This window comes from Bacillus haynesii (assembly GCF_001969855.1).
GTDB classification, from domain to species: domain Bacteria; phylum Bacillota; class Bacilli; order Bacillales; family Bacillaceae; genus Bacillus; species Bacillus haynesii.
Window position 1 is genome coordinate 63321 of the sequence record NZ_MRBL01000006.1, and the last position, 26104, is coordinate 89424.

Annotated in this window: 23 protein-coding genes; 6 read left to right on the forward strand and 17 right to left on the reverse strand. The window is 43.9% G+C overall.

What is annotated here, in order from left to right; genetic code table 11:
- Window positions 1–31 precede the first annotated feature (31 nt).
- The 3 genes from BTA31_RS06260 to BTA31_RS06270 all read right to left on the reverse strand — a co-directional run bounded on the left by BTA31_RS06260 (window position 32) and on the right by BTA31_RS06270 (window position 3638).
- Complete coding sequence (locus tag BTA31_RS06260) at window positions 32–1147, reverse strand: DUF3578 domain-containing protein (protein ID WP_076790244.1); 1116 nt, start codon at window positions 1145–1147, stop codon at window positions 32–34.
- 145 nt (window positions 1148–1292) lie between these two features.
- Window positions 1293–2675, reverse strand: a complete 1383-nt coding sequence (gene rlmD / locus BTA31_RS06265) for a 23S rRNA (uracil(1939)-C(5))-methyltransferase RlmD (protein WP_076789881.1) — start codon at window positions 2673–2675, stop codon at window positions 1293–1295.
- Between the two features lie 48 nt (window positions 2676–2723).
- Entirely contained in the window at window positions 2724–3638 is a 915-nt protein-coding gene (locus BTA31_RS06270) for a diacylglycerol kinase (RefSeq protein ID WP_076789886.1), read from the reverse strand.
- Window positions 3639–3837: 199 nt separating this feature from the next.
- Between BTA31_RS06270 and BTA31_RS06275 the strand changes: the two genes are divergently transcribed.
- Both BTA31_RS06275 and BTA31_RS06280 read left to right on the forward strand, forming a co-directional pair.
- Window positions 3838–4791 carry a nucleoside hydrolase gene (locus BTA31_RS06275; protein WP_076789889.1) on the forward strand — a complete coding sequence of 318 codons (954 nt, stop codon included), beginning with the start codon at window positions 3838–3840 and terminating at the stop codon, window positions 4789–4791.
- Window positions 4792–4804: 13 nt separating this feature from the next.
- A complete protein-coding gene (locus tag BTA31_RS06280) occupies window positions 4805–5347 on the forward strand; it encodes a GNAT family N-acetyltransferase (protein ID WP_076789895.1) in 543 nt (180 codons plus the stop codon).
- Window positions 5348–5443: 96 nt separating this feature from the next.
- Here BTA31_RS06280 and BTA31_RS06285 read toward each other — a convergent pair whose 3' ends face one another.
- Complete coding sequence (locus BTA31_RS06285) at window positions 5444–5644, reverse strand: hypothetical protein (protein WP_076789899.1); 201 nt, start codon at window positions 5642–5644, stop codon at window positions 5444–5446.
- A gap of 150 nt (window positions 5645–5794) precedes the next feature.
- Window positions 5795–8953 (reverse strand): efflux RND transporter permease subunit, encoded by a 3159-nt coding sequence (locus tag BTA31_RS06290; protein ID WP_076789903.1) that lies wholly within the window; start codon window positions 8951–8953, stop codon window positions 5795–5797.
- A gap of 144 nt (window positions 8954–9097) precedes the next feature.
- Here BTA31_RS06290 and BTA31_RS06295 point away from each other — a divergent pair, with 144 nt between their 5' ends.
- Both BTA31_RS06295 and BTA31_RS06300 read left to right on the forward strand, forming a co-directional pair.
- Window positions 9098–9946, forward strand: a complete 849-nt coding sequence (locus tag BTA31_RS06295) for a TetR/AcrR family transcriptional regulator (RefSeq protein ID WP_076789909.1) — start codon at window positions 9098–9100, stop codon at window positions 9944–9946.
- 130 nt (window positions 9947–10076) lie between these two features.
- Window positions 10077–11159 (forward strand): glycoside hydrolase family 26 protein, encoded by a 1083-nt coding sequence (locus BTA31_RS06300; RefSeq protein ID WP_076789914.1) that lies wholly within the window; start codon window positions 10077–10079, stop codon window positions 11157–11159.
- Between the two features lie 38 nt (window positions 11160–11197).
- On the opposite strand, the gene gatB is transcribed toward BTA31_RS06300, so the two are convergent.
- The 3 genes from gatB to gatC are packed head-to-tail and all read right to left on the reverse strand — an operon-like array spanning window position 11198 to window position 14412.
- Window positions 11198–12628 carry an Asp-tRNA(Asn)/Glu-tRNA(Gln) amidotransferase subunit GatB gene (gatB, locus tag BTA31_RS06305; RefSeq protein WP_043925745.1) on the reverse strand — a complete coding sequence of 477 codons (1431 nt, stop codon included), beginning with the start codon at window positions 12626–12628 and terminating at the stop codon, window positions 11198–11200.
- A gap of 13 nt (window positions 12629–12641) precedes the next feature.
- A complete protein-coding gene (gene gatA, locus BTA31_RS06310) occupies window positions 12642–14099 on the reverse strand; it encodes an Asp-tRNA(Asn)/Glu-tRNA(Gln) amidotransferase subunit GatA (protein WP_043925746.1) in 1458 nt (485 codons plus the stop codon).
- A gap of 22 nt (window positions 14100–14121) precedes the next feature.
- Entirely contained in the window at window positions 14122–14412 is a 291-nt protein-coding gene (gene gatC / locus BTA31_RS06315) for an Asp-tRNA(Asn)/Glu-tRNA(Gln) amidotransferase subunit GatC (protein ID WP_043925747.1), read from the reverse strand.
- A gap of 443 nt (window positions 14413–14855) precedes the next feature.
- Here gatC and putP point away from each other — a divergent pair, with 443 nt between their 5' ends.
- Together putP and BTA31_RS06325 are read left to right on the forward strand one after the other, a co-directional pair.
- Window positions 14856–16337: a sodium/proline symporter PutP gene (putP, locus tag BTA31_RS06320; protein WP_076789918.1), complete on the forward strand. Its 1482-nt coding sequence runs from the start codon at window positions 14856–14858 to the stop codon at window positions 16335–16337.
- A gap of 223 nt (window positions 16338–16560) precedes the next feature.
- Window positions 16561–17253 (forward strand): MgtC/SapB family protein, encoded by a 693-nt coding sequence (locus BTA31_RS06325; RefSeq protein ID WP_076789921.1) that lies wholly within the window; start codon window positions 16561–16563, stop codon window positions 17251–17253.
- Between the two features lie 309 nt (window positions 17254–17562).
- On the opposite strand, the gene nagB is transcribed toward BTA31_RS06325, so the two are convergent.
- From nagB to yhfZ, 9 genes are all read right to left on the reverse strand, one after another.
- Window positions 17563–18288, reverse strand: coding sequence for a glucosamine-6-phosphate deaminase (gene nagB, locus BTA31_RS06330; RefSeq protein WP_076790247.1), 726 nt, complete (start codon window positions 18286–18288; stop codon window positions 17563–17565).
- A gap of 126 nt (window positions 18289–18414) precedes the next feature.
- Window positions 18415–19566: a YhfX family PLP-dependent enzyme gene (locus BTA31_RS06335; RefSeq protein ID WP_076789924.1), complete on the reverse strand. Its 1152-nt coding sequence runs from the start codon at window positions 19564–19566 to the stop codon at window positions 18415–18417.
- A complete protein-coding gene (locus BTA31_RS06340; protein ID WP_076789927.1) occupies window positions 19566–20792 on the reverse strand; it encodes a phosphopentomutase in 1227 nt (408 codons plus the stop codon). Before BTA31_RS06340 ends, BTA31_RS06335 begins: the two co-directional genes overlap by 1 nt.
- Window positions 20785–21933, reverse strand: a complete 1149-nt coding sequence (locus tag BTA31_RS06345; protein WP_076789932.1) for an aminotransferase class V-fold PLP-dependent enzyme — start codon at window positions 21931–21933, stop codon at window positions 20785–20787. Before BTA31_RS06345 ends, BTA31_RS06340 begins: the two co-directional genes overlap by 8 nt.
- Window positions 21930–22814: a phosphotriesterase family protein gene (locus BTA31_RS06350; protein ID WP_076789936.1), complete on the reverse strand. Its 885-nt coding sequence runs from the start codon at window positions 22812–22814 to the stop codon at window positions 21930–21932. Before BTA31_RS06350 ends, BTA31_RS06345 begins: the two co-directional genes overlap by 4 nt.
- A 26-nt stretch (window positions 22815–22840) precedes the next feature.
- Window positions 22841–24142: a YhfT family protein gene (locus tag BTA31_RS06355; protein ID WP_076789941.1), complete on the reverse strand. Its 1302-nt coding sequence runs from the start codon at window positions 24140–24142 to the stop codon at window positions 22841–22843.
- Between the two features lie 144 nt (window positions 24143–24286).
- The gene (locus BTA31_RS06360) at window positions 24287–24646 is read right to left on the reverse strand and encodes a DUF2620 domain-containing protein (protein WP_076789944.1); all 360 of its coding nucleotides are present in this window, start codon (window positions 24644–24646) and stop codon (window positions 24287–24289) included.
- Between the two features lie 12 nt (window positions 24647–24658).
- Complete coding sequence (locus BTA31_RS06365; protein WP_076789949.1) at window positions 24659–25024, reverse strand: PRD domain-containing protein; 366 nt, start codon at window positions 25022–25024, stop codon at window positions 24659–24661.
- Between the two features lie 101 nt (window positions 25025–25125).
- Complete coding sequence (gene yhfZ / locus BTA31_RS06370) at window positions 25126–26052, reverse strand: GntR family transcriptional regulator YhfZ (RefSeq protein ID WP_076789952.1); 927 nt, start codon at window positions 26050–26052, stop codon at window positions 25126–25128.
- Between the last annotated feature and the right edge of the window lie 52 nt (window positions 26053–26104).

Consider the following 26104-nt stretch of genomic DNA (forward strand, 5'->3'; position numbering starts at 1 on the left):
TTAGTGCTTGACCAAAGCTTTTAATCTGAATCTAAATATTCGATATTTCATATATTCGTTTAAGTTCTGAAAAAGTAATTTCAATTCCTACCTTTTTCAAGTGATCCTTCCGCCGATCATATAATTTTTTCAACAGTCTTTCTTTCTCCTCATCTTGACCATAATGAATAAGACGATGACAGTGTGGACAGAGGCTTATCAAGTTTGCCAGTTGATCTAAGTCATATCTGAACTCCTCTTGCTTAGCGATAGGGACAAGATGATGGCATTCAACATAAGGCTTGTTGGTAGATTTAGAGATAAAGGTTTGATGGGAATGGTCAATTTCACAAGTATAGTTTGAAAGCATCATAGCTTTTGAGGCAAGACTTGCATGTCTTGTCCATTGCCTTTGACCACCTTGATTAATGATTGGTTGCGGACGTTCTCTCTTTTGATTGACTTCATATCCAACACTCGCATTCTCAGATATGATGAATGTTTGGGCTGCTAATTGATATTCCTCTTCATTATTCCAGTCTTCTAAAAATTGGCCATCTTCCTGGGACAGAATAAAATCATTAAACTGTTCTATCGATCGCTGTCCGATAAGGCCTTCTATTTCTCTGTATGTAACTAATAGAGCTTGTAAATCGCTTATAATGTCTTCTGAACTCGGAAAATCGCTTACATCATAAAAACGACCACATACATGTCCTAACTCATATCCCCTCGCAAGATTACCTTCACCCTTTAAATCGATATTTGAAAGACTCATATTTTGAGGTATGGTATTTAGTTTTTCTCTAATAATAGAAGCTGTTTTTTGGATTTTGGCCCTACCTATCTTTGTACCATACTTCTCCTTGAAATATGTCCACCCCTGATACAAACTAACGTAAACACCGCTTCCATCTGCACTAAATAAGTAGACAATATAGTAGCCTCTTGTCGCCGAAGTCGTTAAGTTCTTTAAAAAAATTGAAACCCAAGGAATCTCAGCCCAACGGCCTTTTCCAACCGAACCTGCTACATGATATATATTAGGATCTAAGTCAACAACTTTAAAAAGAGTATCCTTTATTTCATGACAAATAAGGTGTGACAAAGGGTGTCCCTTAAACTCCTCATTTTTTGCTTGTTGATATGTTGATAAAACACGCTTCATTTGTTCACTAATCGTTAGTTGATTTGATATTTTGTGTTCTATTTTGATACACCTCTTTATTAAGTAGGACTTTATGCAAGAAATGGAACCCTCATATAACATTATAAGCCTCTCCTGGGTTGGAGAGGCTTATGTTTTTAAATTTTTATTTATCTTTTTTGAAAAGTACAGCCACACACTCCACATGGCTCGTATGCGGAAACATATCAACAGGCTGCACTTCACGCGTTGCATACCCGCCATCCTCCAGCACCCGCAAATCGCGCGCCAAAGTCCCCGGGTTACAAGACACATACACTACACGCTTCGGCTTCATTTCAATAATCGTCTGCAGCAAAGCCTCATCGCACCCTTTGCGTGGCGGGTCAACGACTAGCGTGTCAGCCGTAATTCCTTCCTCATACCACTTCGGAATCACGGTCTCCGCTTCGCCCACGGCAAATTCAGCGTTCTCAATACCATTCAACTCGGCATTCCGTTTCGCGTCCTCAATCGCTTCCGGTACAATCTCAACGCCGTACACCTTCTTCGCCTGCTTCGCTAAAAACAACGAAATCGTGCCAATGCCGCAGTATGCGTCAATGACGGTTTCTTCGCCGTTCAATTCGGCGTATTCAAGCGCTTTGTCGTAGAGCACTTTCGTTTGCTCAGGGTTGACTTGGTAAAAGGATCTCGCAGAGATGGCGAATTTGATCTCTCCGATGGTGTCGTAGATGTATTCTTCTCCCCAGATGACGGTTGTTTCGTCACCGAATATCACGTTTGTTTTTTTCGGGTTGATGTTTTGGACGATCGATTTGACGTGCGGGAATGCCGCGGTGATCTCTTTGACGATTTTCGCTTTGTGCGGGAAGTCGTTTGTCCTTGTGATGAAGACGACCATCATTTCGCCTGTGACGGCGCCGTATCTGACCATAATGTGTCTGAGCCAGCCTTTGTGGCGTTCTTCGTTGTACGCTTTGATGCCGTATTTGCCGCAGATTTCTTTAATCGCTTGAACGACGCGGTCGTTTTCCGACTGCTGGATCAGGCATTCGTTCATGTCGATGATTTCATGGCTGCGCTGCTGGTAGAAGCCTGCGATCAGGCCGCCTTCTCTTTCGCCGACAGGGACCTGCGCTTTGTTTCGGTAGTTCCACGGGTCTTCCATGCCGAGAGTCGGGTGGACGGTGATCCGGCTTAAATCGAGCTTGCCGATTCGCTCGAGCACGTCTTTGACTTGCTTCTGCTTGTATAAAAGCTGGCCTTCGTAGTTGATGTGCTGAAGCTGGCAGCCGCCGCACTGCTTGTAGATCGGGCACGGCGCGTCCGTGCGAAAGCGGCTTTCTTCTTTCAAGTCGATGAGGCGGCCGAAGGCGAAGCCTTTTTTGACCCGGGTCACTTTGATCTGCGCCTTTTCGTCAGGCAGCGCGTTCGGCACGAAAATCGGGAAGCCGTCGACTTTGGCGACGCCGGCTCCTTCGTGTGTTAAATCTTCAAATACGACATTGTAATATTCATTTTTTTGAACGGGGGCTTTTTGTTTCATCTTTTTCACCTACTATAAGAAAAACTTGGCCAGCTCTTTAGACCAAGTTCATTCATCCAATTTTCTCGCTTTTTCTTTTGACATGACGACGTCGATATGGCGGTAGAGGTTCTCGAATTCGCCCGGCAGTTCGCCTCCGTATTCGCCGTCAAGATTCAGGAGCATTTTGTCTTTGACCGTCACTTTGACGCGGTTCGCTTTCGTGTAGATGACATGCTCGTCATTGATGTGTTCTCCGCGGAGGGCAAGTCCGACAAGTCTGATGAATTCGGCGAGGTTTGCCCGTTTTAAAATGACGAGGTCAAACATGCCGTCATTCAAGCTTGAGTCGGGGGCGAGCTTCTCAAAGCCGCCGACGGAGTTGGTCAGCATGACGAGAAACAGCATCACTTCTCCTTCAAACAGCTTGCCGTCGTATTCGATTTCGACCTCGGTCGGCCTCAGTGAAGGAAGGAGCATTTCCATTCCTTTCAAATAATAGGCAAGATGGCCGAGCATCGTCTTCAATTTGCTTGGTACGTCATATGTCAGTTCTGTGAGGCGTCCGCCGCCGGCGATATTGATGAAATATTGGCCGTTGACGCGGCCGATGTCAATCGGACGGGCTTCTCCCTCTAGTATTGTGTCAACCGCCTTTAAAATATCCTCGCGCGGAATGCCGAGCGCCCTCGCAAAGTCATTCGTCGTTCCGACCGGAATGACTCCGAGCTTGGGGCGGTGTTCCAACGGCGCCAGTCCGTTGATGACTTCATTTAATGTGCCGTCTCCTCCGGCCGCAACAATTAAGTCAAATTCCCGCTCAGCGGCGTTTCTGGCCGCCTGTACGGCATCCCCTTCCCCTGTTGTCGCATGGCATGACGTTTCATAGCCTGCTTGCTCGAACTTCTGCAGAACTTGGGCAAGGTTTTTTTTGAAGATTTCACGACCGGAAGTCGGATTGTATATGATTCGTGCACGTTTCATGTTTTCATCATCCTATTAGAGTATCCGTATCATTTCTTTACCAACAACCTTTAATTATACTAGTTGTTGAAAAAATCGCAACAAAATGGGTATCATCATTTGTTTAATTTTAGATAAAACATCCTAATTCATGGTAAAAAAGACTTTGGAATCTAATTGATGTAAAATAATTAATATTAAGAAAAAAGGAGCTGTTACTGTGAAAAAGCCCGTTTATTTTAACCATGACGGAGGCGTCGATGATCTCGTCTCTTTATTTCTGCTATTGCAGATGGAAGATGTCAAATTGATCGGAACATCCGTTATACCGGCGGATTGCTATTTGGAGCCGGCCCTAGCCGCCAGTCGAAAAATCATTGACCGCTTCGGCTCGTACAAGGTCGAGACTGCGGCGTCCGATTCGCGAGGGGTGCACCCGTTCCCGAAGGAGTGGCGCATGCACGCCTTTTATGTCGACGCCCTGCCGATTTTAAATGAAAAAGGCGAAGTCCGGACTCCGGTGTCAGACCTGCCCGCCCACCTTCATCTGATTGAATGTGTCAAACAGAGCCCGGAACCGGTGACGCTGCTGTTCACCGGCCCGCTGACAGACTTGGCGAGGGCGCTTGAGGAAGAACCGGCGATCATCAAGCACATTGCAAAGCTTGTCTGGATGGGCGGCACCTTCCTTGAGAAAGGAAATGTGGAAGAGCCTGAGCACGACGGGACAGCGGAATGGAACGCCTTTTGGGACCCTTACAGCGTCAAGACGGTATTCGAGAGCGATATTCAGATCGAAATGGTCGCCTTTGAAAGCACGAACCAGGTGCCTTTGACAAACGACATCCGCTCCCATTGGGCGAGCCTCAGAAAGCATATCGGGATCGACTTTATCGGCCAATGCTATGCGATGTGTCCGCCGCTTGTCCATAACGAGACGAATTCGACATACTACCTTTGGGATGTGCTGACGACGCTGACGCTCGGCGCGGTTGATATGACACGCTCGCGCACCGTCAAGGCGGTTGTCCATACACAAAGCCCGCGCCAAGGAACGACAGAAGAGCATCCTGACGGCAGAATGGTCAAAGTCGTCGATCAAGTCGACAGGGATCAATTTTTTGCGTATTTTGAAGCACTGATGAAAAAAGCCGACCGCATTCCATCTTTATAAAAGGAGACTTTCCATGATCAAAAAAGGGACAAACATTTATATCAGGCCGCTCACGGCTGAAGACGCCAAGGCATGCCTTGAATTGCAGAACGCAAACCGCCCGTTCTTTGAACAGTTTTCAATGGAGCGGAACGAAGAGTTTTATACAATCGAAGGACAAAAGAAGAGGCTTCAAAGATTATATGAAAATATGGAGAACGATGAAGACTATTATTTTGGCATCTTTGATCTGGCAAACGATGCGCTGATCGGAACGATCAACCTTTTCCAGGTGCTGCGCGGTTCCTTGCAAAGCGCCTTTATCGGCTATTTTTTGGATCAGAAGCACAACGGCAAAGGCTACACGACCGAAGCCGTCAAGCTGATGGTCGAGTTCGCCTTTCACGATCTTAAGCTCCATCGCATCGAAGCCGGCGTCATGCCCCATAATCTTGCCTCGATCCGGGTGCTTGAAAAGGCAGGGTTTCATAAAGAAGGCATCGCCCGGAAAAACGTCAAGATCAACGGAAAATGGGAAAATCATCAGCTGCTGGCTGTGATCAATCCGCATGATTAGCCGCTTCTTCGCCGACTGGAGAACGAAATCACAGCATTAAAAAAGCTTGTCGATAAAGATCATTTCAACCTTTATCGACAAGCTCAAAACATGCTTTCATCTGCTTTTCGTCTCTTTTATGATGCTGAAAATCACTAAGATGATCACACCTGCACATACAATATAAAATAAAACATCAGTCACAGGATTTCTTATATTTTTTAAGAGAAATATGACTCCGATCAACACGATCGGTATGATCCAGGTGAGCCGCTTTACGACTTTGGGGCTTGGTTCGCTGTTTCCTTTTGATTCCATTCACTGCCTCCTCATCAAGTTGCCTTTTCTATAACCAAGCATAACACAGGATATTTTTGCTAAACACCGACGATCGTCTCTTTCAAGAAAAAACCCCTTAGAATGGACCATTTCCTGCGTTCCATTCCAAGGGGTTGATGTTATATCAGCTTACTCTTCTTCCATACCCGGTTTTTTCCGGCGGAATTTCGCCAGTACTTCGTATACGATCGGTACGATCAGAAGGGTAAGGAGCGTCGAACTGATCAAACCGCCGATAACGGTGACACCGAGTCCTTTTGAAATGACCTGACTGCCGCCTTCAAATCCGAGCGCCAACGGAATCAGGGCACCGATTGTGGCGATAGCCGTCATCAGGATCGGACGGAGCCTTGTAGAGCCGGCTTCTAGAAGCGCTTCTCTCGTTGAGAGCCCTTCCGCTTCCTTATGGATGACGCGGTCGATTAAGACAATCGCGTTTGTGACAACGATACCGATCAGCATCAGCATTCCGATCATTGCGTTCAGGCTGATCGTTTCTCCTGATACGTATAGTCCCACCAAAGCGCCGATGATCGTAAACGGCAGCGAGAACAGGATCGCAAATGGCGCCAGTGCTCCGCCGAATGTAATCACAAGCACGAGGTAGACGATCGCAACCGCCGCAAGCATTGCGAGTCCGAGTTTTGTAAAGGAATCCTCGATATCAGCGGATACTCCGCCGGTATCAATTGTGACGTTGTCAGGCAGCTCAATCTTGTCGATGTTTTTCTGTACGTCGACTGATACGGCTGTGATGTTGTCTGAGGTGACTTCCGCCGTGACATCGGCATAGATTTTGCCGTCGCGTTTCGAAATCGTGTCAGATGTCGTGCCTTCCTTCACTTTCGCGACATCACCGATTTTCACTTCCTGGCCGGTCGCTGTTGTAATCTTTTTGTCTTCTAAATCTTTGACACTCTTATATGTTTCTTCTTCTGTTTTAATCGTGACATCAAGATCTTTTCCGTCTTTTTTCACGGTTGTAAGCGGCGCCTGCGATGTTTCTTTCATGAGCGCCTGAGAAATCTGTGATGCCGTTAACCCAAGTTTACTCAGCTTCTCCTGGTCAGCGACAAAAGTAAATTCGTCATATGTGCTGGACAGGCCCGAGCTTACGTTCTTCAGGTCTTTTTGGTCTTTCATAATCTTTTCGATTTCTTTTACAGTGCCTTTAATCTCTTTTTCTGAATCCCCGTACACATAATACGTTAACTCATTGTTATTGCCTGAGGAGCTGAAATCCTGAGTTTTCCATTCTCCGCGTTTGGATTGCTTCTGAATGTCTTTTAGAACATTGTCCTTTTCTTTATCAAAATCAGGCGTGTCTTCCTCATATTTGATATAGAACAATGCGCCGTTTGAGCTTCCGCCCATCAGCGGGTTTCCCGCTCCTAACGTATACTGAACCGTATCGACGTGTTTGCGGTCCAATAGGATTTTTTCAGCTTTTTGCGCTTCCTTTTCCGCTTCTTTTTTCGTTTCTCCCGGTTCAGGGGTGTACGTGATCTGCACCATTTTTTCTTTTGTGGCAGGCAAGTAGCTCGCTCCGATCAGCGGCACGAGGAACAAGCTTCCGACCAGCATCAGAACCGCGATGATCGATGTGATCCATTTATGGCTGAGCGACCAATTCAACACTTTTTTGTAGAAGTTGGCCAGTACCCCAGGCTTGTGTTCTTTCGCCTTCACCGGCGCACCTGTCAACGATTTTTTGAACAGGGTATGCGCAAGCATCGGCACGAGCGTGATCGCGATCAGCAGGGATGCGGCAAGCGCGAATACAATTGTCAAGGCAAACGGCATGAACAATTCACCGATTTGACCGCCGACAAGTGCGAGCGGCAGGAATACCGCGATCGTCACGATCGTAGATGACATGATCGGCATGAACATTTCTTTCGTTGCTTCGCGCACGAGCGCTTTTCCGCGCAGCGGCTCATCTTTCAGCCTCATGCGGCGGTAAATGTTTTCGATGACGACGATCGAGTCGTCGACAACCCGTCCGATGGCGACCGTCATGGCACCGAGCGTCATGATATTCAGCGTGATGTCAAGCTGGTTCAGGACAAGCAGTGCGATTAACAATGACAATGGAATCGAAATGACCGAGATTAATGTTGATTTAATATCCCTTAGGAATAAGAGAATAATCACAACCGCAAAGATCGCTCCGAAAATCGCTTTGCTCAGCATCGTCTCGACCGACTCAGTGATCGGTTCGGCCTGATCGTATGTCGAGCTGTATTTGAAGCCTTTGTGGTCTTTTTTGAATTGTTCGAGTTCAGCTTTGACGTTGTCGGCTACCTCGACGGTATTGGCGTCGTTTGCTTTAATGACGCTGATGCCGATGCTGTCTTTACCATTGGTTCGTGAAATGGATTCGGCTTTTTTGACATCTTTAATCGTTGCGATGTCAGACAGCTTAACCGTCGGGATTCCCGCGCTTTGCTGAGCCTGTCCGGCGCTCTGTGCTCCGGCTTGAGCCTGCGCACCCTGGGCCGCTTGCGCACTTTGCGCTCCGGCTTGAGCGTTTGCGCCTCCGGCAGACGCCGCTGGAATTCTCATATTTTTCAAGTCTTTAATTGTATCGATATCGCCGCTGACGACGACCGATTTTTCTTCTTTGCCGAATGTGTACAACCCAAGCGGAGTCGTTACATCAGATCCTTGAATCACCTGCTTGACTGTATCCTCGTCAAGCCCGTATTGCTTCAACTTGTCTTTTTTAAATGAAAATTCGACTTCTTCAACCTGCTGTCCGGAAAGCTGAACGGAAGCTACGCCTTCAAGGCCTTCAAGCTTCGTCAGGAGGCTGTCTTCCACTTTTTTCGTCAAGCTTTGAAGATCGTCTTTATCACTGGACACACTGAGCGCGAGGATCGGGAAAGAATTCATGCTGTAGCGCGAAATGCTCGGCTCTTTTGCATTGTCCGGCAGATCGAGATTCGCCAATGCTTCAGCCGCTTCCGTCTTCGCTTTGTCCATATCCTTTTCATAATCGTATTCAATCATCACCGATGATGCGTTTTCATACGAAGTTGACGTCACAATGCTGACGCCGTCCAGGTTTTGCACGGCTTGTTCAACCGGCTTTGTGACTTCATCAGCTACCTGGCTCGGAGTCGCTCCGGGATATGTCGTGCTGATGGTCAAATAAGGCATGTTCACATCAGGAATCGATTCCTGCTTCATATTTAAACCCGCATAAATGCCGGCAACCGTAACAATAATCGTCATCAGCCACACAGCGAACTTGTTCTTTAGTACAAAATTAATGATAGAATTCATTACGACCTCCATTGTGTATCATTTTCAGAATACAGATTGACTGACTGGTCATTCTATACAATAATAAACTTCAAAAGTAAACAGCGTCAACTTATATATGTTAAAATTTATTCAATTTTAAAGAAGTGTTAAAGGGGTACATTCATGACAGAAAAAGAAGAAAAAATCATTAAAGCAGGTCTGCACCTGTTCGCGAAAAACGGTTTTGCTTCCACAACGATTCAGGACATCGCCAATGAATGCAACATCTCAAAAGGAGCTTTCTACCTGCATTTCAAGTCGAAAGAAGCGCTTTTGCTCGCAATCATTAAGTATTATATCGATCGAACAATGGAAAATATGAAGATCATTCAGCAAAAGAATTTCCCTCCAAAGGAAACGTTCAAGGAGCAGATTGCTTATCAATTCAGTGAGAGCAAGGAGCACCGCGACTTTATTCTCGTGATGATCAGCGAACACAGCATACCGGAAAACAGCAAGATCGAAGAATATTTTAAAAATGTCAGCCAAAAATTCCATGAGACGTATCAAAATGCGCTGTCAGCCGCCTACGGTGACATTGTGAAGCCTTACTTGTCAGACTTGTCCGTGATCGTTCAAGGCATCGTGCAGTCTTATCAAAATTTGTTTATCTTTAATGAACTGGACATCGATTTTTACGAACTTGCGGATTTTATTATGAGAAGAATCGATGACATGATTGATGGCATGGTTCAAAACGGGGAACAGCCGATCCTGGCCGGCCGGACGTACAGCTATTACCGGAACGCCGGCAATACGGCCGATAAACATGCGATTTTGCGGGAGCTTGAAGATGCCAAACGTCAGCCGGCGCTCGCGGAAGACATTCTCATTACACTGGATGTGATCGAGGAAGAGCTGAGAAAAGATTCGCCCCGCACACCCGTGCTCCAAGGCATGCTGACAAACTTGGAGCATCAGGACGATGTTCAGCATCTATATGGAATGATCACCCGTTTCCTTCATTCGTAAAGCAGCCCTTCGGCTGCTTTTTTTCTTTCCTTACAATACGACGATTCGATCATGTATTTTTTGGAAGCAGCATGTATAATAAGATCGCTCTACACAATCTATATTTTTTTAAATAGGAGGTTTTACCTTAGTGAAAAAAACCATCGTTTGCTCCATCTTCGCGCTGCTCCTTGCTTTTGCCGTTTCGCAGCCGAGCTACGCACATACCGTTTCTCCGGTGAATCCAAATGCTCAGCCGACGACGAAAGCGGTGATGAACTGGCTCGCCCACCTACCCAATCGGACGGAAAGCCGGGTGATGTCCGGGGCATTCGGAGGATACAGCCTCGACACATTTTCAATGGCTGAAGCCGACCGGATCAAACAGGCAACAGGACAGCTGCCAGCCATATACGGCTGCGATTATGCAAGAGGATGGCTGGAGCCGGCGGAGATCACCGATACGATTGACTACAGCTGCAACCGTGATTTGATCGCATACTGGAAAAGCGGAGGCATTCCGCAAATCAGCATGCACCTCGCAAACCCCGCGTTTACTTCAGGACATTATAAAACTCAGATTTCAAACAGCCAGTATGAGAGAATTTTAGATTCTTCCACACCCGAAGGAAAACGGCTTGAGGCGATGCTGAGCAAAATCGCCGATGGCCTGCAGGAGCTTGAAAATGAAGGCGTGCCCGTTCTATTCAGACCCCTTCACGAAATGAACGGCGAATGGTTCTGGTGGGGGCTGACGCAATATAATCAAAAAGACAGCGAGAGAATCTCCTTGTACAAACAGCTCTATGTGAAAATCTATGACTATATGACAAAGACAAGAGGCTTGGAAAATCTGTTATGGGTGTATGCGCCGGACGCCAACAGAGACTTTAAAACAGACTTTTATCCGGGCGCATCATATGTGGACATCGTCGGGCTTGACGCTTATTTTGATGACCCGTACGCCATTGATGGCTACGATCAGCTCACATCTCTGAACAAGCCGTTTGCCTTTACAGAGGTCGGACCGCAAACGACAAACGGCGGGCTGGATTACGCGCGGTTTATCCACGCAATTAAAGAAAAATACCCGAACACGACGTACTTCCTGGCGTGGAATGATGAGTGGAGCCCTGCTGTGAATAAGGGAGCGAACACCCTCTATCTTCATCCATGGACGCTGAATAAGGGAGACATATGGGACGGCGATTCTTTGACGCCTGTTGTGGAATAAAAAAACCTTGGAGAGTGATTCTCCAAGGTTTTTTTGGGTTATCGTTTATTAATCTCTTCAAGAAGAAGCTTGTTGACCATCGGCGGGTTCGCTTGTCCTTTTGAGGCTTTCATGATTTGGCCGACAAGGAAGCCGATTGCACGGTCTTTTCCGTTTTTGAAGTCTTCGATCGATTGCGGATTGTTGTCGAGTGCTTCTGTGACAAGCTTTCTGAGCGTCGCTTCGTCAGAGATTTGCACAAGGCCTTTTTCTTTAACGATTTTTTCTGCGTCTCCGCCTTTTTCGATCAATTCTTTGAAGACCTTTTTCGCGATTTTCGATGAAATCGTGCCTTTTTCGATCAGCTTGACCAATCCGGCAAGGCCCTCAGGTGTGAGCGCGACATCCTCAAGCTCTTTTTGCTGGGCGTTCAAGTAAGCCGACACTTCACCCATCAGCCAGTTCGACGCTAATTTTGCGTCTGCGCCTTTTTCAACGGCCGCTTCGAAGAAGTCGGACATTTCTTTTGTCAAAGTCAGCACTTTCGCGTCATAGGCAGGCAGGCCAAGCTCTTCGATGTAGCGCTTGCGACGCTCGTCCGGAAGCTCAGGAATGCTGTCTTTCACACGCTGTTTCCATTCATCGTCAATGTAAAGCTCGACAAGATCAGGCTCAGGGAAGTAGCGGTAGTCGTCAGATCCCTCTTTGACCCTCATCAAAATCGTCGTTTTGGACGCTTCATCATAACGGCGCGTCTCCTGCTGAATGACACCGCCTGACAAAAGAACTTGCGCCTGGCGTTTTTCTTCGTGCTCAAGGCCTTTTTGAACAAAGGCGAATGAGTTCAGGTTTTTCAGCTCTGTCTTTGTACCGAATTCCTCTTGTCCGATCGGACGAAGCGAGATGTTGGCGTCGCAGCGGAGCGAGCCCTCTTCCATCTTACAGTCGGAAACGCCGGTATACTGAATGATTGATTTCAGTTTTTCAAGGTAGGCGTAAGCTTCTTCAGGCGTTCTGATATCCGGCTCGGAGACGATTTCAACGAGCGGTGTTCCCTGGCGGTTATAGTCGACAAGGGAGTAGCCGTCGCCTGTATGCGTCAGTTTTCCCGCATCCTCTTCCAAATGAAGGCGGGTGATGCCGATGCGCTTCGTTTTTCCGCCGACTTCGATTTCGATCCAGCCGTTTTCGCCGATCGGTTTATCAAATTGTGAAATTTGATAAGCTTTCGGGTTGTCGGGGTAGAAATAGTTTTTCCGGTCGAATTTCGTTTCTGTCGCAATTTCGCAGTTGAGCGCCATTGCGGCTTTCATCGCGAAATTGACGGCTTCTTTGTTCAACACAGGCAGCACACCCGGATAGCCTAAGTCGATAACGCTTGTCTGCGTGTTGGCCGCTGCGCCGAATGGCGTTGGAGAACTGGAGAAAATTTTCGATTTTGTTTTGAGCTCCACGTGGACTTCAAGTCCGATTACCGTTTCAAAGTTCATGTTTTTTCACCCCTTACAGTTCAGGTTTTGCTTTATGATGGTCTGTCGCCTGTTCGAATGCGTGGGCGACGCGGTATACTGTGCTTTCGTCAAAGTGTTTGCCGATGATTTGCAAGCCGAGCGGCAAGCCGTTCGCAAGTCCGCACGGTACGCTGATTCCCGGGACGCCCGCAAGGTTGACAGGAATCGTCAGGATGTCATTGGCGTACATGGTCAGCGGATCGCTCGTTTTTTCGCCGATTTTAAATGCCGGCGTCGGCGTTGTCGGTCCGATGATGACGTCATAGTTCGCAAATACGTCTTCAAAGTCCTTTTTGATCAGTGTTCTGACTTTTTGCGCTTTTTTATAGTATGCATCATAGTAGCCAGAGCTCAGTGCAAACGTACCGAGCATGATGCGGCGTTTGACTTCGTTTCCGAATCCTTCGGAACGCGTCTGTTTGTACAGGTCGATCAGGTTGTCGGCATTGTCCGTGCGGTAGCCGTAGCGGATACCGTCGAAGCGTGCCAGGTTTGCTGATGCTTCAGATGAAGAAAGCAGGTAGTAAGTCGCCAGCGCGTATTTGCTGTGCGGAAGCGATACCTCTTCCCATGTCGCGCCAAGGCTTTCGAGCACTTTCAACGCTTCAAGCACGGAATTTCTCGCTTCTTCTCCCACTCCTTCGCCAAGGTATTCTTTCGGTACGGCGATTTTAAGTCCTTTAATGTCGCCGGTTAACGCTGACAAATAGTCGGGAACGTCCACATTGGCGCTTGTCGAATCCATTTTGTCGACGCCGGAAATCGCTTGAAGCAGATAGGCGTTGTCTTCGACAGATCTTGTAATCGGACCGATTTGATCCAATGAAGAAGCAAATGCGACAAGACCGTATCTGGAAACACGTCCGTATGTAGGCTTTAAGCCGACGACGCCGCAGAAAGATGCCGGCTGGCGAATCGATCCGCCCGTGTCAGATCCAAGTGAAAACGGCACTTCACCTGCTGCAACCGCAGCCGCTGAGCCTCCGCTTGATCCGCCCGGAACGGTTTCGAGGTTCCACGGGTTTTTCGTTTTTTGGAAACCTGAATTCTCTGTAGAAGACCCCATCGCAAACTCGTCCATGTTCAGCTTCCCGATGGTAACCGCTTCAGCTTCATGAAGCCGCTCGACAACCGTCGCATCATAGATCGGGTCGAAATTGTCGAGGATTTTGCTGGCACAGGTAGTGCGCAGATCCTTTGTGACGATATTATCCTTGATTCCGATCGGCATTCCGAAAAGAAGGCCGTGCTCGTCCCGTGTATCAAGCGCTTCGTCCAATTCTTTGGCGTAAGCGCGGGCTTTTTCTTCATCAAGCTGCAAAAAGGCTTGCACCTTTCCGTCAACTTCGTGAATCCGTTTGTAAGATTCATCGACTAAATCTGATATGCTGATCTCTTTATTATGTATGAGACGTTTTAATTCAGATATTTTATGGTCAAACAGTGACATGTTTTCTCGCTCCCTCCTTTATTTAGTCCAAGATTGACGGCACGCGGATGTAGCCGTCTTTTTGATCAGGCGCGTTTTTGACGACGTCTTCAACCGGAAGCCCTTTATCAGGGACATCTTCCCTCATGATATTCTTCATTTGCAATACGTGCGTTGTTGGTTTAACATTCTCTGTATCGACTTCATTCAGCTCTTCTGCAAATGAAATAATGCTGTCAAGCTGTTCGGTAAACATCGCCGCTTCCTCGTCCGTAATCGCCAGTCTGGCAAGATGGGCGACATGCTTTACTTCTTCTATAGAAATACGCGACATACTAAAAACACCTCCAAGGTTATTCTCGCTTAGTCATATAATACTGATCATATCAAATTTTAGCCTTCTAAATCAACAAAACCGCGATCTTCGCCCCATTTGCAGCTTTTATTTCATTGTACATGAAAAATTCAGTAAAATAGCACGTACTAATATTCAGAATATTTTTACTTTATATAGTATTTGTAAGCGCTTTCATTGTGATGCTTATCAAAACCATCACGCCCTTTTTCAATAAAATCGGATGTTTTTCACGGTTGATTGATGGGGAATAGTTTGATAGGTTAGGTAACTAAGTACGATCTTAGCGGCAGCGCCTTAATTCCAATACTTGATCTTTTAAAGAGGAGGCCCTGCAATTTTCTTCGTACCCGCAAAACAGTATTGTTGAAAATTTTAAAGAGGTGATGCCACATTATTTTTAAAGAGGAGAGATATGAAACGTGAGTGTTGAAATATTTATTTCGTTAGGGATTTATTTTGCCGCGATGCTTTTAATCGGCTGGTATTCCTACAGAAAGACATCCAATTTGAATGACTACATGCTCGGCGGCAGAGGTCTTGGGCCTGCTGTTACGGCTTTATCGGCCGGCGCGTCGGACATGAGCGGCTGGATGCTGATGGGACTGCCCGGAGCCATGTATGTGACAGGACTTTCGAGCGCCTGGCTTGCCGTCGGTTTAACAATCGGAGCTTATGTGAACTACTTGGTTGTCGCTCCCCGGCTGCGCACATATACAGAAGTAGCAAATGATGCGATTACAATTCCGGACTTTTTCGAAAATCGGTTTAATGATACAACGAGAATTTTGCGCCTGGCATCAGCCATCGTCATTATGGTGTTTTTCACACTGTACACGTCGGCGGGTATGGTGTCCGGAGGAAGACTGTTTGAAACGGCGTTCGGTCTCGATTATAAAATGGGTCTTTTCTTAACGGCCGCAGTCGTGATTGCTTATACGCTGTTCGGAGGGTTTTTGGCCGTCAGTCTGACTGACTTTGTGCAAGGTTTGATTATGTTTATCGCTTTAGTGCTCGTGCCGATCGTTGCCTTTACCCAATTAGGCGGAATTACGCCGACTTTCAATGTGATCGAAGAAATCAATCCAAGTTTGCTCGATTTCTTCAAAGGAACGACCGTCATTAGCATTATTTCATTTCTTGCCTGGGGACTGGGCTATTTCGGTCAGCCGCATATTATCGTCCGCTTTATGGCGATTTCATCTGTAAAAGAGCTGAAGCCTGCGCGCCGTATTGCAATGGGCTGGATGATCATTTCCGTAATCGGCGCCCTGCTTGTCGGACTGATCGGTGTGGCGTATGTCCATGAAACAGGTACAGCGCTTAAAGATCCGGAAACGATTTTTATCGTATTCTCAAAGGTATTATTCCATCCGCTGATTACCGGATTTTTACTTTCCGCTTTGCTTGCGGCGATTATGAGTACGGTGTCTTCCCAGCTGCTTGTTACATCAAGCGCCATGACGGAAGATTTTTACCGGACGTTTTTCCGGCGCGATGCTTCGGATAAGGAACTCGTTCTTGTCGGACGTCTGAGCGTTCTGCTTGTCGCCGTCATCGCGATCCTTCTGTCTCTGACACCGAACAACACGATCCTTGATCTAGTCGGCTATGCGTGGGCCGGGTTTGGTTCTGCATTCGGACCCGCCATCCTTCTCAGCTTGTACTGGAAACGGATGAACCAGTGGGGCGCATTGGCCGGTATGATCACAGGAGCCGTGACCGTGCTGATCTGCATTCTGACCGGCCTGCAGGATAAGACAGGAATCTATGAAATGATCCCTGGTTTCTTCCTCAGCTTGATTGTCGTTTACGCTGTCAGCATGATCACGAACAAGCCGGCAAAAGAGGCAAGAGAGATGTTTGAAGAAATGGAACAGACGCATGAAGAAGAACATTCTTAAATGATCAGGCTATGAAAGCCGCCGGGCGATATCCGGCGGCTTTTTTGCTCAGGCGGAATTCTTTTGCTGCCACGCCGGCAATATAATGATAGGAGTATAGGCTTCTTGCAGATGAATGGTTCCAGGACATCCCCCGCCACTTCAAAAACAGTTGTCCATCCATAACGTCTGTGAGAAAATCATATCAATCATATAAGATATTGTCGGAAAGGAGATCATGGGCATGGATTGGCATATTGAAACAGAAACGTTGTTGAAGCTTGGAATCGCAACATTAATCGGAATGGTCATCGGTCTCGAAAGGGAGCTGAAAAACAAGCCGCTCGGCTTAAAAACGTGCATCGTGATTGCGATCAGTTCCTGTGTTCTGACAATGATCAGCATTGATGCGGCATACCATTTTCCAAAGTCAAACAGAATCATGATGGACCCTTTGCGGCTTCCCGCACAAATCATATCAGGGATCGGCTTTATCGGAGCGGGCGTGATTTTACGAAAAAGCAACGACGTCATTTCCGGCCTGACCACTTCAGCGATGATCTGGGGAGCGGCCGGCCTCGGCGTCGCCATCGGAGCAGGCTTTTATAAAGAAGCATTTGTCAGTCTGATTTTCATTTTGATCAGCGTCGAGTTTTTGCCGTGGATCGTCGGCAAAATCGGTCCGAACCGCCTGCAGGAAAAAGAAATCCGCGTCCGCATGTCGCTGAATGACAAGGATAAACTGACGGATATCCTTAAGGAAATGAAAGCGAAAAAAATCCGGATTCATTCTGTCCGGATCGATGATATGCGCGATAATGAATTTCCGATCATGGAGACGAAAATCATGGTTCATAAGAAACGGTATGTCACTGATGTCTATTACGATATCAAAGCGATCGACGGCGTCGTCGGCGTAAAATGCGATACGCTGTAAACGCAAGCTTGATTCAAAAGAAGCAGCCGAAAAAAAGGCTGCTTTTTCTTTTATGAATCATCTTTTTTAGGATGATGGCTTCCTCTTGCCTAGAGATTAAATCATTATCATCCATACTCTCCTTTTCCACTGTTCGAGTAAACAATACGAGGGCAATCAAAACCTGTATATGAAGTCCTTATCAACAGGATGGAATTTTTTGCTATATTAAGTCGTTTTTTACTGATTGATCACTAGAGAATATCTTGAGGCAATGCCTTGTGTAAATTTTTAAAATGTAGTCTACCATTTTGTCAGTCATTCAATTCATTAAATTTTATTTAAGGCTGCGTCATCTGCCATCACCATCACATCTTTATGTTCCCTTAAAATTGAAGCAGGGAACTCTTGGGAGACACGGGTGCTGTTCAGCAGCCGTGCCAAAGCTTCAGATTTTTCATTTCCAGATACGAGCAGAAGGATCCGCTTACTTTCCATTATTGTTTCAATGCCCATGGTCAATGCCTTTGTCGGTACTTCGTCCAAGGAACGAAAGAACCGGGAATTTGCCTGTCGGGTTGATTTATCCAAATCAACGATATGGGTTCTGCTTTTAAAGCTTGTCCCCGGTTCATTAAAACCGATATGACCATTCAATCCCATCCCTAATATTTGTATGTCAATTGCTTTTTCAGAAACAAGTCTGTCGTAGCTGATACATTCTTGTTCCAAATCTTCCGCCATCCCATTTGGGATATTGATATTCCTTTGACTAATATCCAGATGTTTGAACAAATTTTCATTCATATAATAATGGTAGCTGTTTTTATTTTCTTTAGCCAGTCCAACGTACTCGTCTAAATTAAAAGCAGTAACATTCTTAAATGAAATTTCCTTTTGCCGATACTTTTTTATCAGGCATTTATATAAACCAAGCGGTGTCGAACCTGTTGCAAAACCGATAACAGGATTTTTTGAATTGTTCATAAGCTCGGCCATTAGATCCGCCGATTTTTCACTCATTTCTTCATAACCTGATACATGAATAATTTTCACGTCGTTCTCCTTTCCACAAAATAAAATGTCCAAGACTGACTCCTGTATTAAACTGCACTGCAAAAAGGCCAAGCATCTTCGCTATACCTCAGTAAAACAATCCATATTTCAGGCACGAACGATCATTCACTCGATTTTATTTCCTTTAGAATCAAATACACCGATAAGTTTAGGATCTTCAGAAATGTTTTTTAAGATTGCTATATGTGCATTCGTAACAAAGACTTGTGTACGAAAAGCAAATATTGCCGTATCGCCGACTTTCGCGTCAACTGTGTTTAATGAACCATAATAATCAATATGATCAGATGACATTTCAATAGCTTGAACCTTCTTAAGATGATCTTTGTCTGTTCCAACGAGCGCCGCTTCCATATGCGAACGCGGATAGAACCCACCTCCGAAAACATAAGCATGATGATTAGATTTGTGGGATACTTCAGTTACATATACCATCGCAGGTCTTTCTGCGAGTTTTTTCGTTGCATGAATGGGTGTCGTTCCAATTAAAGCATGGCCGGGTTCGCCTTGAGTTGCGCCATTTTCCTTCAACAATTGCATTGTTGCACAAGATGTTGCACTTGGCATATTCATCTCAAGCTTTTTATACCCTCTTTCCATTAAAAACGATTTTACGGTTTGCATGGATGTTACATTCAGAGTAACTGATGGAAGACCGCCTTGGATCAATATGCAAGGAAAGCTTGTTAAACCAGCAATTTCAAGTCCTTCTAATTGTTCAATCGATTCGATATCCTTAACGATTTGTTCGTAAGTGAACCCTCCCTCTTGACCTTTGTATATATAATCCTCTTTGTTTGCGATACGTAAAAACACTTTTTGTTTTCTTCCCATTTCCTTAGCGACTCTACTAATGTTTTGAGCATTTTCAAGACTGAAAACCGTAACATAATCAGGATGAAGCTCCAATATAGCCGGTATCATATGAATAGGTATTTGAACAAGATGTCCGACATGCCCAATCTTAATTCCGTTTTGGCTTAGTGTGATTGCCTCCCACGGGTCTACAGCAACCGCTTTGCCGATTCCGCTTTCGGCGATAGCTTGTGCAACCAACGGATTACGGCCAAATTGCTTTGTCATAAAAAATAATTCAATATCCTGTTTTCTGGCTTTTTCACCTAAAACTTTTGCGTTTTTCTTGACGGTGTCCAAGTCTAATACATAAGTGTTAGGTGAAATGATTCCCTGCTGATGAAAATCCAATGCAGCTTCTATTAATTTTTTATTATATTTTAATGTAGATTCCAAAAACATCAGTCTGTCTCCTCTTTTCCTTTTTGCATTAAATGAAGGAATGAACTGCCGTTTTCAGTATTGCAAAGCCCTAGATAATCAGCAGAAGTTGCAGCAATGTCGGATAGCGTTTTTCTTTCCCCGATATTAACGGGGGATAACTTTTTATGATAAGCCAGCAAATACGTTTTTTCCCGTGTGTGTTGGTTATGGCCGATCGTAGGATCATTCCCGTGATCTGCACTAATCATCAGCAGATCCTGATCTGTCATTTTCCGGAGAATTTCCGGCAAATATTGATCTACCATTTCAATCCGATTCGCATAACGCACGGGATTCTGTGCATGTCCGGCTAAATCGGTTTCTTGTACTGTGGCAGCAATCACGCCTTTTGTGACACGGTCCATCTCCTGTATAATATCCATCATGACTTGTTCTGTATCTACACCCGGAAATCTATTTGCACCTTCACAATAAATGATGTCCTGCATTTTTCCGATAAGAGAGACTTCCATTCCCCTATTTTTCGCCAATGTCGGCAACTGATTTTCAGGAGAGATACCAAAACCTAAGTGACGAACTTGATATCCTTGCTTGTATACATTAGATTTAGGCGAATTCACCCCTACTAATCCGTCTTCTCTTTTTTCAACTGACCTCTGCAAGTGTTCAGGTGTTACGCTTTCTCCTCCAAGAACAATCACGCGATTTACTTTAACATGATGACGGACGCATCTTCCTATTTTCAATACTTCATCAAACGGAATATAATCCAGCGGAGCGCTTACATTATAAATTTGCCCGTAATCTGTTTCGATATTATCAGCCACGACCACTAAATCGTTTACCAATAGATACGGCAAATCTGAATTTGGTATGTTAACTTTATAACCTTGATCTTCTAAAGCGAGTTTAACATGATTGATATGTTCTATAAAAGGAGCTAAATATGTCTTTTTAGGCTTTGTTCCCATGATTTCATTATGACCTTCAAAACTGTCTGCTCCTTGATGCATCAGATTCAAAACACCATGGCTGGCAATATGATCTATATTTTTCAATTTAGGATGGTGCAAAATTTTATTAATACCCAGTTTTTCGAGATTCGGAATGTTTAAAGAAGGCACCGTATCAATTATGTGATAGAAAGTATTGGCGCCAACATCTAAAGGATGATAATCGCTTGCATCTTCCATATAACCGACACCTAAGCTGTCTAATATTATGATAATGACTCTTTTATTCATATATATCATCCCCTTTTGAAGGATTTACACTAAGATTTTCAATTGCTCGATGAACGGATATGTTTAGAATTCTTAAAATGGTCTCAGGGCCGCTTCTTAATGGGTTAATGCGTATCATTTTTTTGGCCAGTGATGGATCTGCAGATAAAAAAGTGCCAGACACTCTATAAAACATCGGTGCAAACTCGTATTTTGATTCAGCACCTACCGGATGGGGTGCTGCTCCCAATTCATTAGCATGATGTAGCACTTTTTCGGCAATTGGTTTAACAAACTCTACAAGTAAGACTTTTGATTGTGCATTTGCCAAATAAGCCTTTTTAACACCCTTAATGGCTCCATTATTAAGCGAGTGTACCAACTGATCATTGACACTTGCTTGTATTGCCAGCATAACCGGAGCATATATCAGACCCCTTAATGCTTCTAAAGCTTCATAACCTTGAACCTGACTTCCGCCTGAATAGTTTAATTTTTCTATTTTTTCTATCAAATCATTTTTGCCTAAAATGACTCCAATACCTTCCGGACCTAATAGCTTGAACAATGAAAAGGTGGACAAATCGGCTTTGACTTGTGCTCCAATCTTTTCCGCTTTCATCGCAGCATAGTTGTCATCCGTAATAATGACTAGATCAGAATGAATGGAACGTATTTTTTTTATCGTTTCAGCCAAATCATAATGGTCTTCTATTTTTTGCCTTGTATGCTGAATTAATACACCTTTTAACTTCGGGTGTTTGAGGATGGCGTCTTTTATTTGTTCAGAATCATGAAAATCCGTGTATATTGGCAAGATCCCCATCGACTCTAACGTTGTTTTGCTTGTTGGATATATCGGTGCATCATGGACAAGAATCTCGTCACCTGGCTTTAAAAAGCTCATAAAACCAAACCTCAATGCCCCTGTTCCTGCACCACGAACTAACATTGCTTTCTCTGTGCCAAAGAAATCAGCTAGTGTCTCTTCTATTTTTTTTGTGAACCGCGGTTTATTGATTCCTTTTACAACGCCTAAATCGCCAAGTGAAAGCAATTCTTCTCCTCGAAAATGTCTTGTCATGACATCAACCAACTTAAATTGTCTATACATGGCTTCTTCAATAGATAGGCTATCTAGAGGATAAGTTTCCATGCTCATTCAGTCTCCCCTTTCATAAAAGCGCGAGGATTTTTAATCAACATCTTATCAATTGATTCACCAGTTATTCCATAGGTTTGCAAGAGAGGGATAAACGTGTCTATCAAATATGAATAGCCCACCCCGCCTTTATATACCAGATGTGATTTTCTTGTGATATCCATAGACAGAAGAACCTTGTCTATATACCCTTTATCCTGTATTTTTTTCAATATTTCTGCCCGAACACGATCAGGCATATAATTTTCTTTACCTACTGTATCGAATTCTACATATACACCTTCTCTCAGCATTTTCAATATATAATCGGCATCTCCAGATAAATCAACATGCCCTATCACCACTCGGTTTAAATCAACTTCATGTTTTTTGAAAAATTCTACTTGTTCATGTCCCAGTGTTCCTATGGAAGTATGGGTTGATATTGGTTTTTTTGTTTGCTTATGTGCCACAACAACCGCTTCAAATACTTTTTGTTCGGTTTCCGTCCATTCATTGTAACTTGTTCCAATTTCACCGATGATCTCGGCCTTAGCATCTGTTCCTCTAATTCCTTCAACAATCTCCAGTATCATTCTTTCTGCCAACTTTTCTTTCGATTCACGAAACACATGGATCGGGTAAAAAGAATCTTGGTAGAAACCAGTTGCAAAGACAATATTAATGCCTGTCTCTTTTGCAACTTTTTGGACGTATGTAATATTTCTCCCCATTCCAATATTCGTGACATCAACAATATTGCGTACGCCCTTTTCGTATAAACTTTTAAATTCTCTAACGGTTTCAGGAAATACATCCAACTTACAATCCTCATTGTTTTTTACTTCGGAAAGGTCTATCGTTGTATGTTCATGCATATAGGTCATTCCGTCTTTCAACATTCGGAAACTTCCCCTCTTTCGATGATTTAGCCAACCTGCCATAAACCGACGGCATAGAGGAGATTAGCAATAATCCCCAACAATATAACGGCAATAGGGCCGACAGCCAATTCAACAAGTGGTTTTGATGCTATTCGGTTTATTAAATAAAATCCAATCACCCAGAAGAAGCCAATACCGGGAGCAATTTTTTCCCCTGCCATCGCACTGCCAATCAATATAGCCATTCCTAGAACATCTGACAGCGAAGTGCGGATATGCTCCCCCATCTCCCTTACACCAGGCAGTTTGTCCATGCTTTTTGATACAGCGGATAATGATATGACCTCTAAATACATGACTAAAAAGCCCAACAGAAATGCTAAAATCGGTATATCCCTGAAAATAAGACCGATTGCAAATACTAGTGTGGTACCAGCTAAACCATAAACTCCTGTTACGATCGCAGTTGAAAAAACTAAAGGGATGAAGCCAATTCCGCGTGCAAATGTAGCGATTGCCGCCTCTGTGTAAAGCTCTTTATTAATCAATGCTTGAGGCATTGCATCCACGGCTAAAATCAGCATGGATGATGTTAAAGAAACAAGTCCTCCCATAAGAGCTAATAACCAGCGGTTTTTCTTAATTCGATTTACACGCTCATTAAATATATTCACTAAATTTGCATTAGTAGATTCATTTCCACCTCTAATTCTCGCTGCATAATAAATCATCATTAACATTCCTGCTAATAAAGCCATCCCTTCAGGACTGAGCGAAATTTTATATCCCGCCGCTTGAAATGTTCCAAACTTTTCGAATAAAAGAAGAGAGGCCAAAGTTACGATTGCAGTGACGGCGGCTTTTTTTAAACCGTGCTGATATCCGACCGCTACAGCTGGAAATACTGTAAATGCAATAATAATAGGCTGACCAATAAGACTTAAAGAATCTATAAAATTCACGGGAAACATGCCAAATAAATCTACTACAAATTGCAGTCCTAAAACGATTCCAATACTATAAACAGCACCAATAACTCCTGCGGTTATCATGCCTATTTTGTTTTCCGGAGTCCAAATGCCAATAATGTCACACGCCAATAAAATACTGTGTCCAATAATGATTGTTGCTCCTATGGAAAGCGGAATACCAAACCCTATGATTAAGCCAAAACTTAATGCAAAACTTGTTGCAGCAAGCTCCCCTCTTGTCATTCTCCCCTCAAGGTATTCGGGCATAATCGGACGCAAACCATCATTAAACACAGCTACCCCGCGATTAACTAGTATAGAACCTAGTGCTCCAACAGCAGCTATGACAAGACATTGAATTAAAGAAAGGTCCATTACATTATTCACCTCTATGTTTTTTCTCATCTTCTGTACATCATGTTATCCGTGCTTCTTAAACCACTCGGGAAAACGCTTTCTTTTTCTAAAAAAATTTATACAAATGAAGCCGGTATAACAAAATATAAAGAAAAGGTTCATTTATTTTAATAAATAAGGAATTAAAATGTTTAATATATTTTGTGATGTTGAAGCTGTGAAACCAAAAGCAATTTTGCCGTTTTCTACTTCCTTCTCGATCTCTTCCTTGTTTTTTATGGTACTTGGAGAAGCCAAGGTGACGCATTTATCTTTACCTAATAATGCAATTGCCATTGCAAGCGCACCACCAGATCCTGTTTCACAGGCGCCAATATAATAGTCTGCCTTATTGTTTTTCACAGCCATAACAGCGTCCAAATCACCTTTGACCAAAACTTCTACATTGCTTCCCCCAATTTCCTTAACAAGTTTTTCAATCGCTTGTTTTTTCAACTGTCCGCCTATTACAATTCTCACCATAATAAAACCCTCCTATTTATTAGATTCTATGACTTTATGAAGATGAAGATAAAAATAGGTGCGCTCACCTTCTGGAAGTTCTAAACCTGCCAGTGAATCTATAAAGTCTATCACTTCTTCTATAGCATTTTTATATGGTGTTTCGTACACTTCATTGATGATGGCATTTGCAGGACCTTCTTCGCTTTCTCCCCTCTCAATTCTAGTTAAAGCCATCGCCATGTGTGTCCAAAACATTTCAGAGTCTTCGATCACCTCCTTTTTCAGCTTTTTTGATAAGAAAACAAATGTGTTCAAAGTTGTGTTGAAAGCATTTTTTGTCATCACTCGACTTGTTAGTAAAATAGACAACTTTTCTTCCAGCTGTACTTGATTCATGCCATCCCCTCCAATATACTGTATTTAGTATTTTGGTTTAAATTTTAAATGCTAACCCATCGCCTCATTATATTGAATGACAAGTCGGATGGGCCGGCATTTTAGTAGCGCGGTATTTTCTCTCCCTTTTCTACACTTTTTTGGGTGTCTAATATTTGTTTCTCATTAACCAAATTCCACTTTTCTGCTATTTCTTTTTCTCTGTCACATTCAATAACAATAACGGCTTCTGTTGTATCCTTGGAAATTTTCTTTGCTTTCGGGGAAAAAAAATCGATTGCTTTAAACGTTTGAATCATTCTTTTGTCATCAGCATTCCAAACTGCTGCATCAATTTGCTTTGAAAGAAGCATATCGAAAAGCTGCATATAATTCACATTGACAAATTCAGCATTTTTATTTTCAAATTCAGCCAATGTTAATTGTTTCTGATCTAGAGATTCCAAATCAACACCTACTCTTACGGCATCCTTACCAATTTCCTCATCTGGATGAGCTAAGAAGATTTTATGGGAAGATACATAACTACTTTCCCCAAATTTCTTGAAAATTTTCAAGTTTGGATATTCTGCTATTAAATGATCAGCCGTCATCTTAGAAACAATTGCAAAATCACTTCTTTTTGTTCGGACTGCTTCGATTCGATTCACTCCGCCACGCATGTAGATCAAGTTAACTGTTTTTCCGGTTGATTCAAACCCTTCCACTATCCCTGTTGCCAGACCCTCATATTTCCTTGAATACGGAAGTGGCATTGAGCCGATTAATGGTGCTATACCTGCAATCTCAAGTAATAAATTGTTATCCTTACTTACTAAAAACGTTCCTAAATGGCCTCTAGCCTCCAAATGAATCGCTTTCATATCAACCAATAAATTCAGCGCACTTTGCACAGTCCCCCTGCCGATGGATAACTTATGACAGTAGTCTGAGATGCGGGGAATTTTTTCACCTGCTTTGATATTCATCAATTCTTTAGCAATATTTTTAGCTGCCAAACCATTTTTAGAGTAAAATTTTTCCCACATACTTCATCTTCCTCAAAACAATATACTATATTCTGTATAATCAATTATAAGA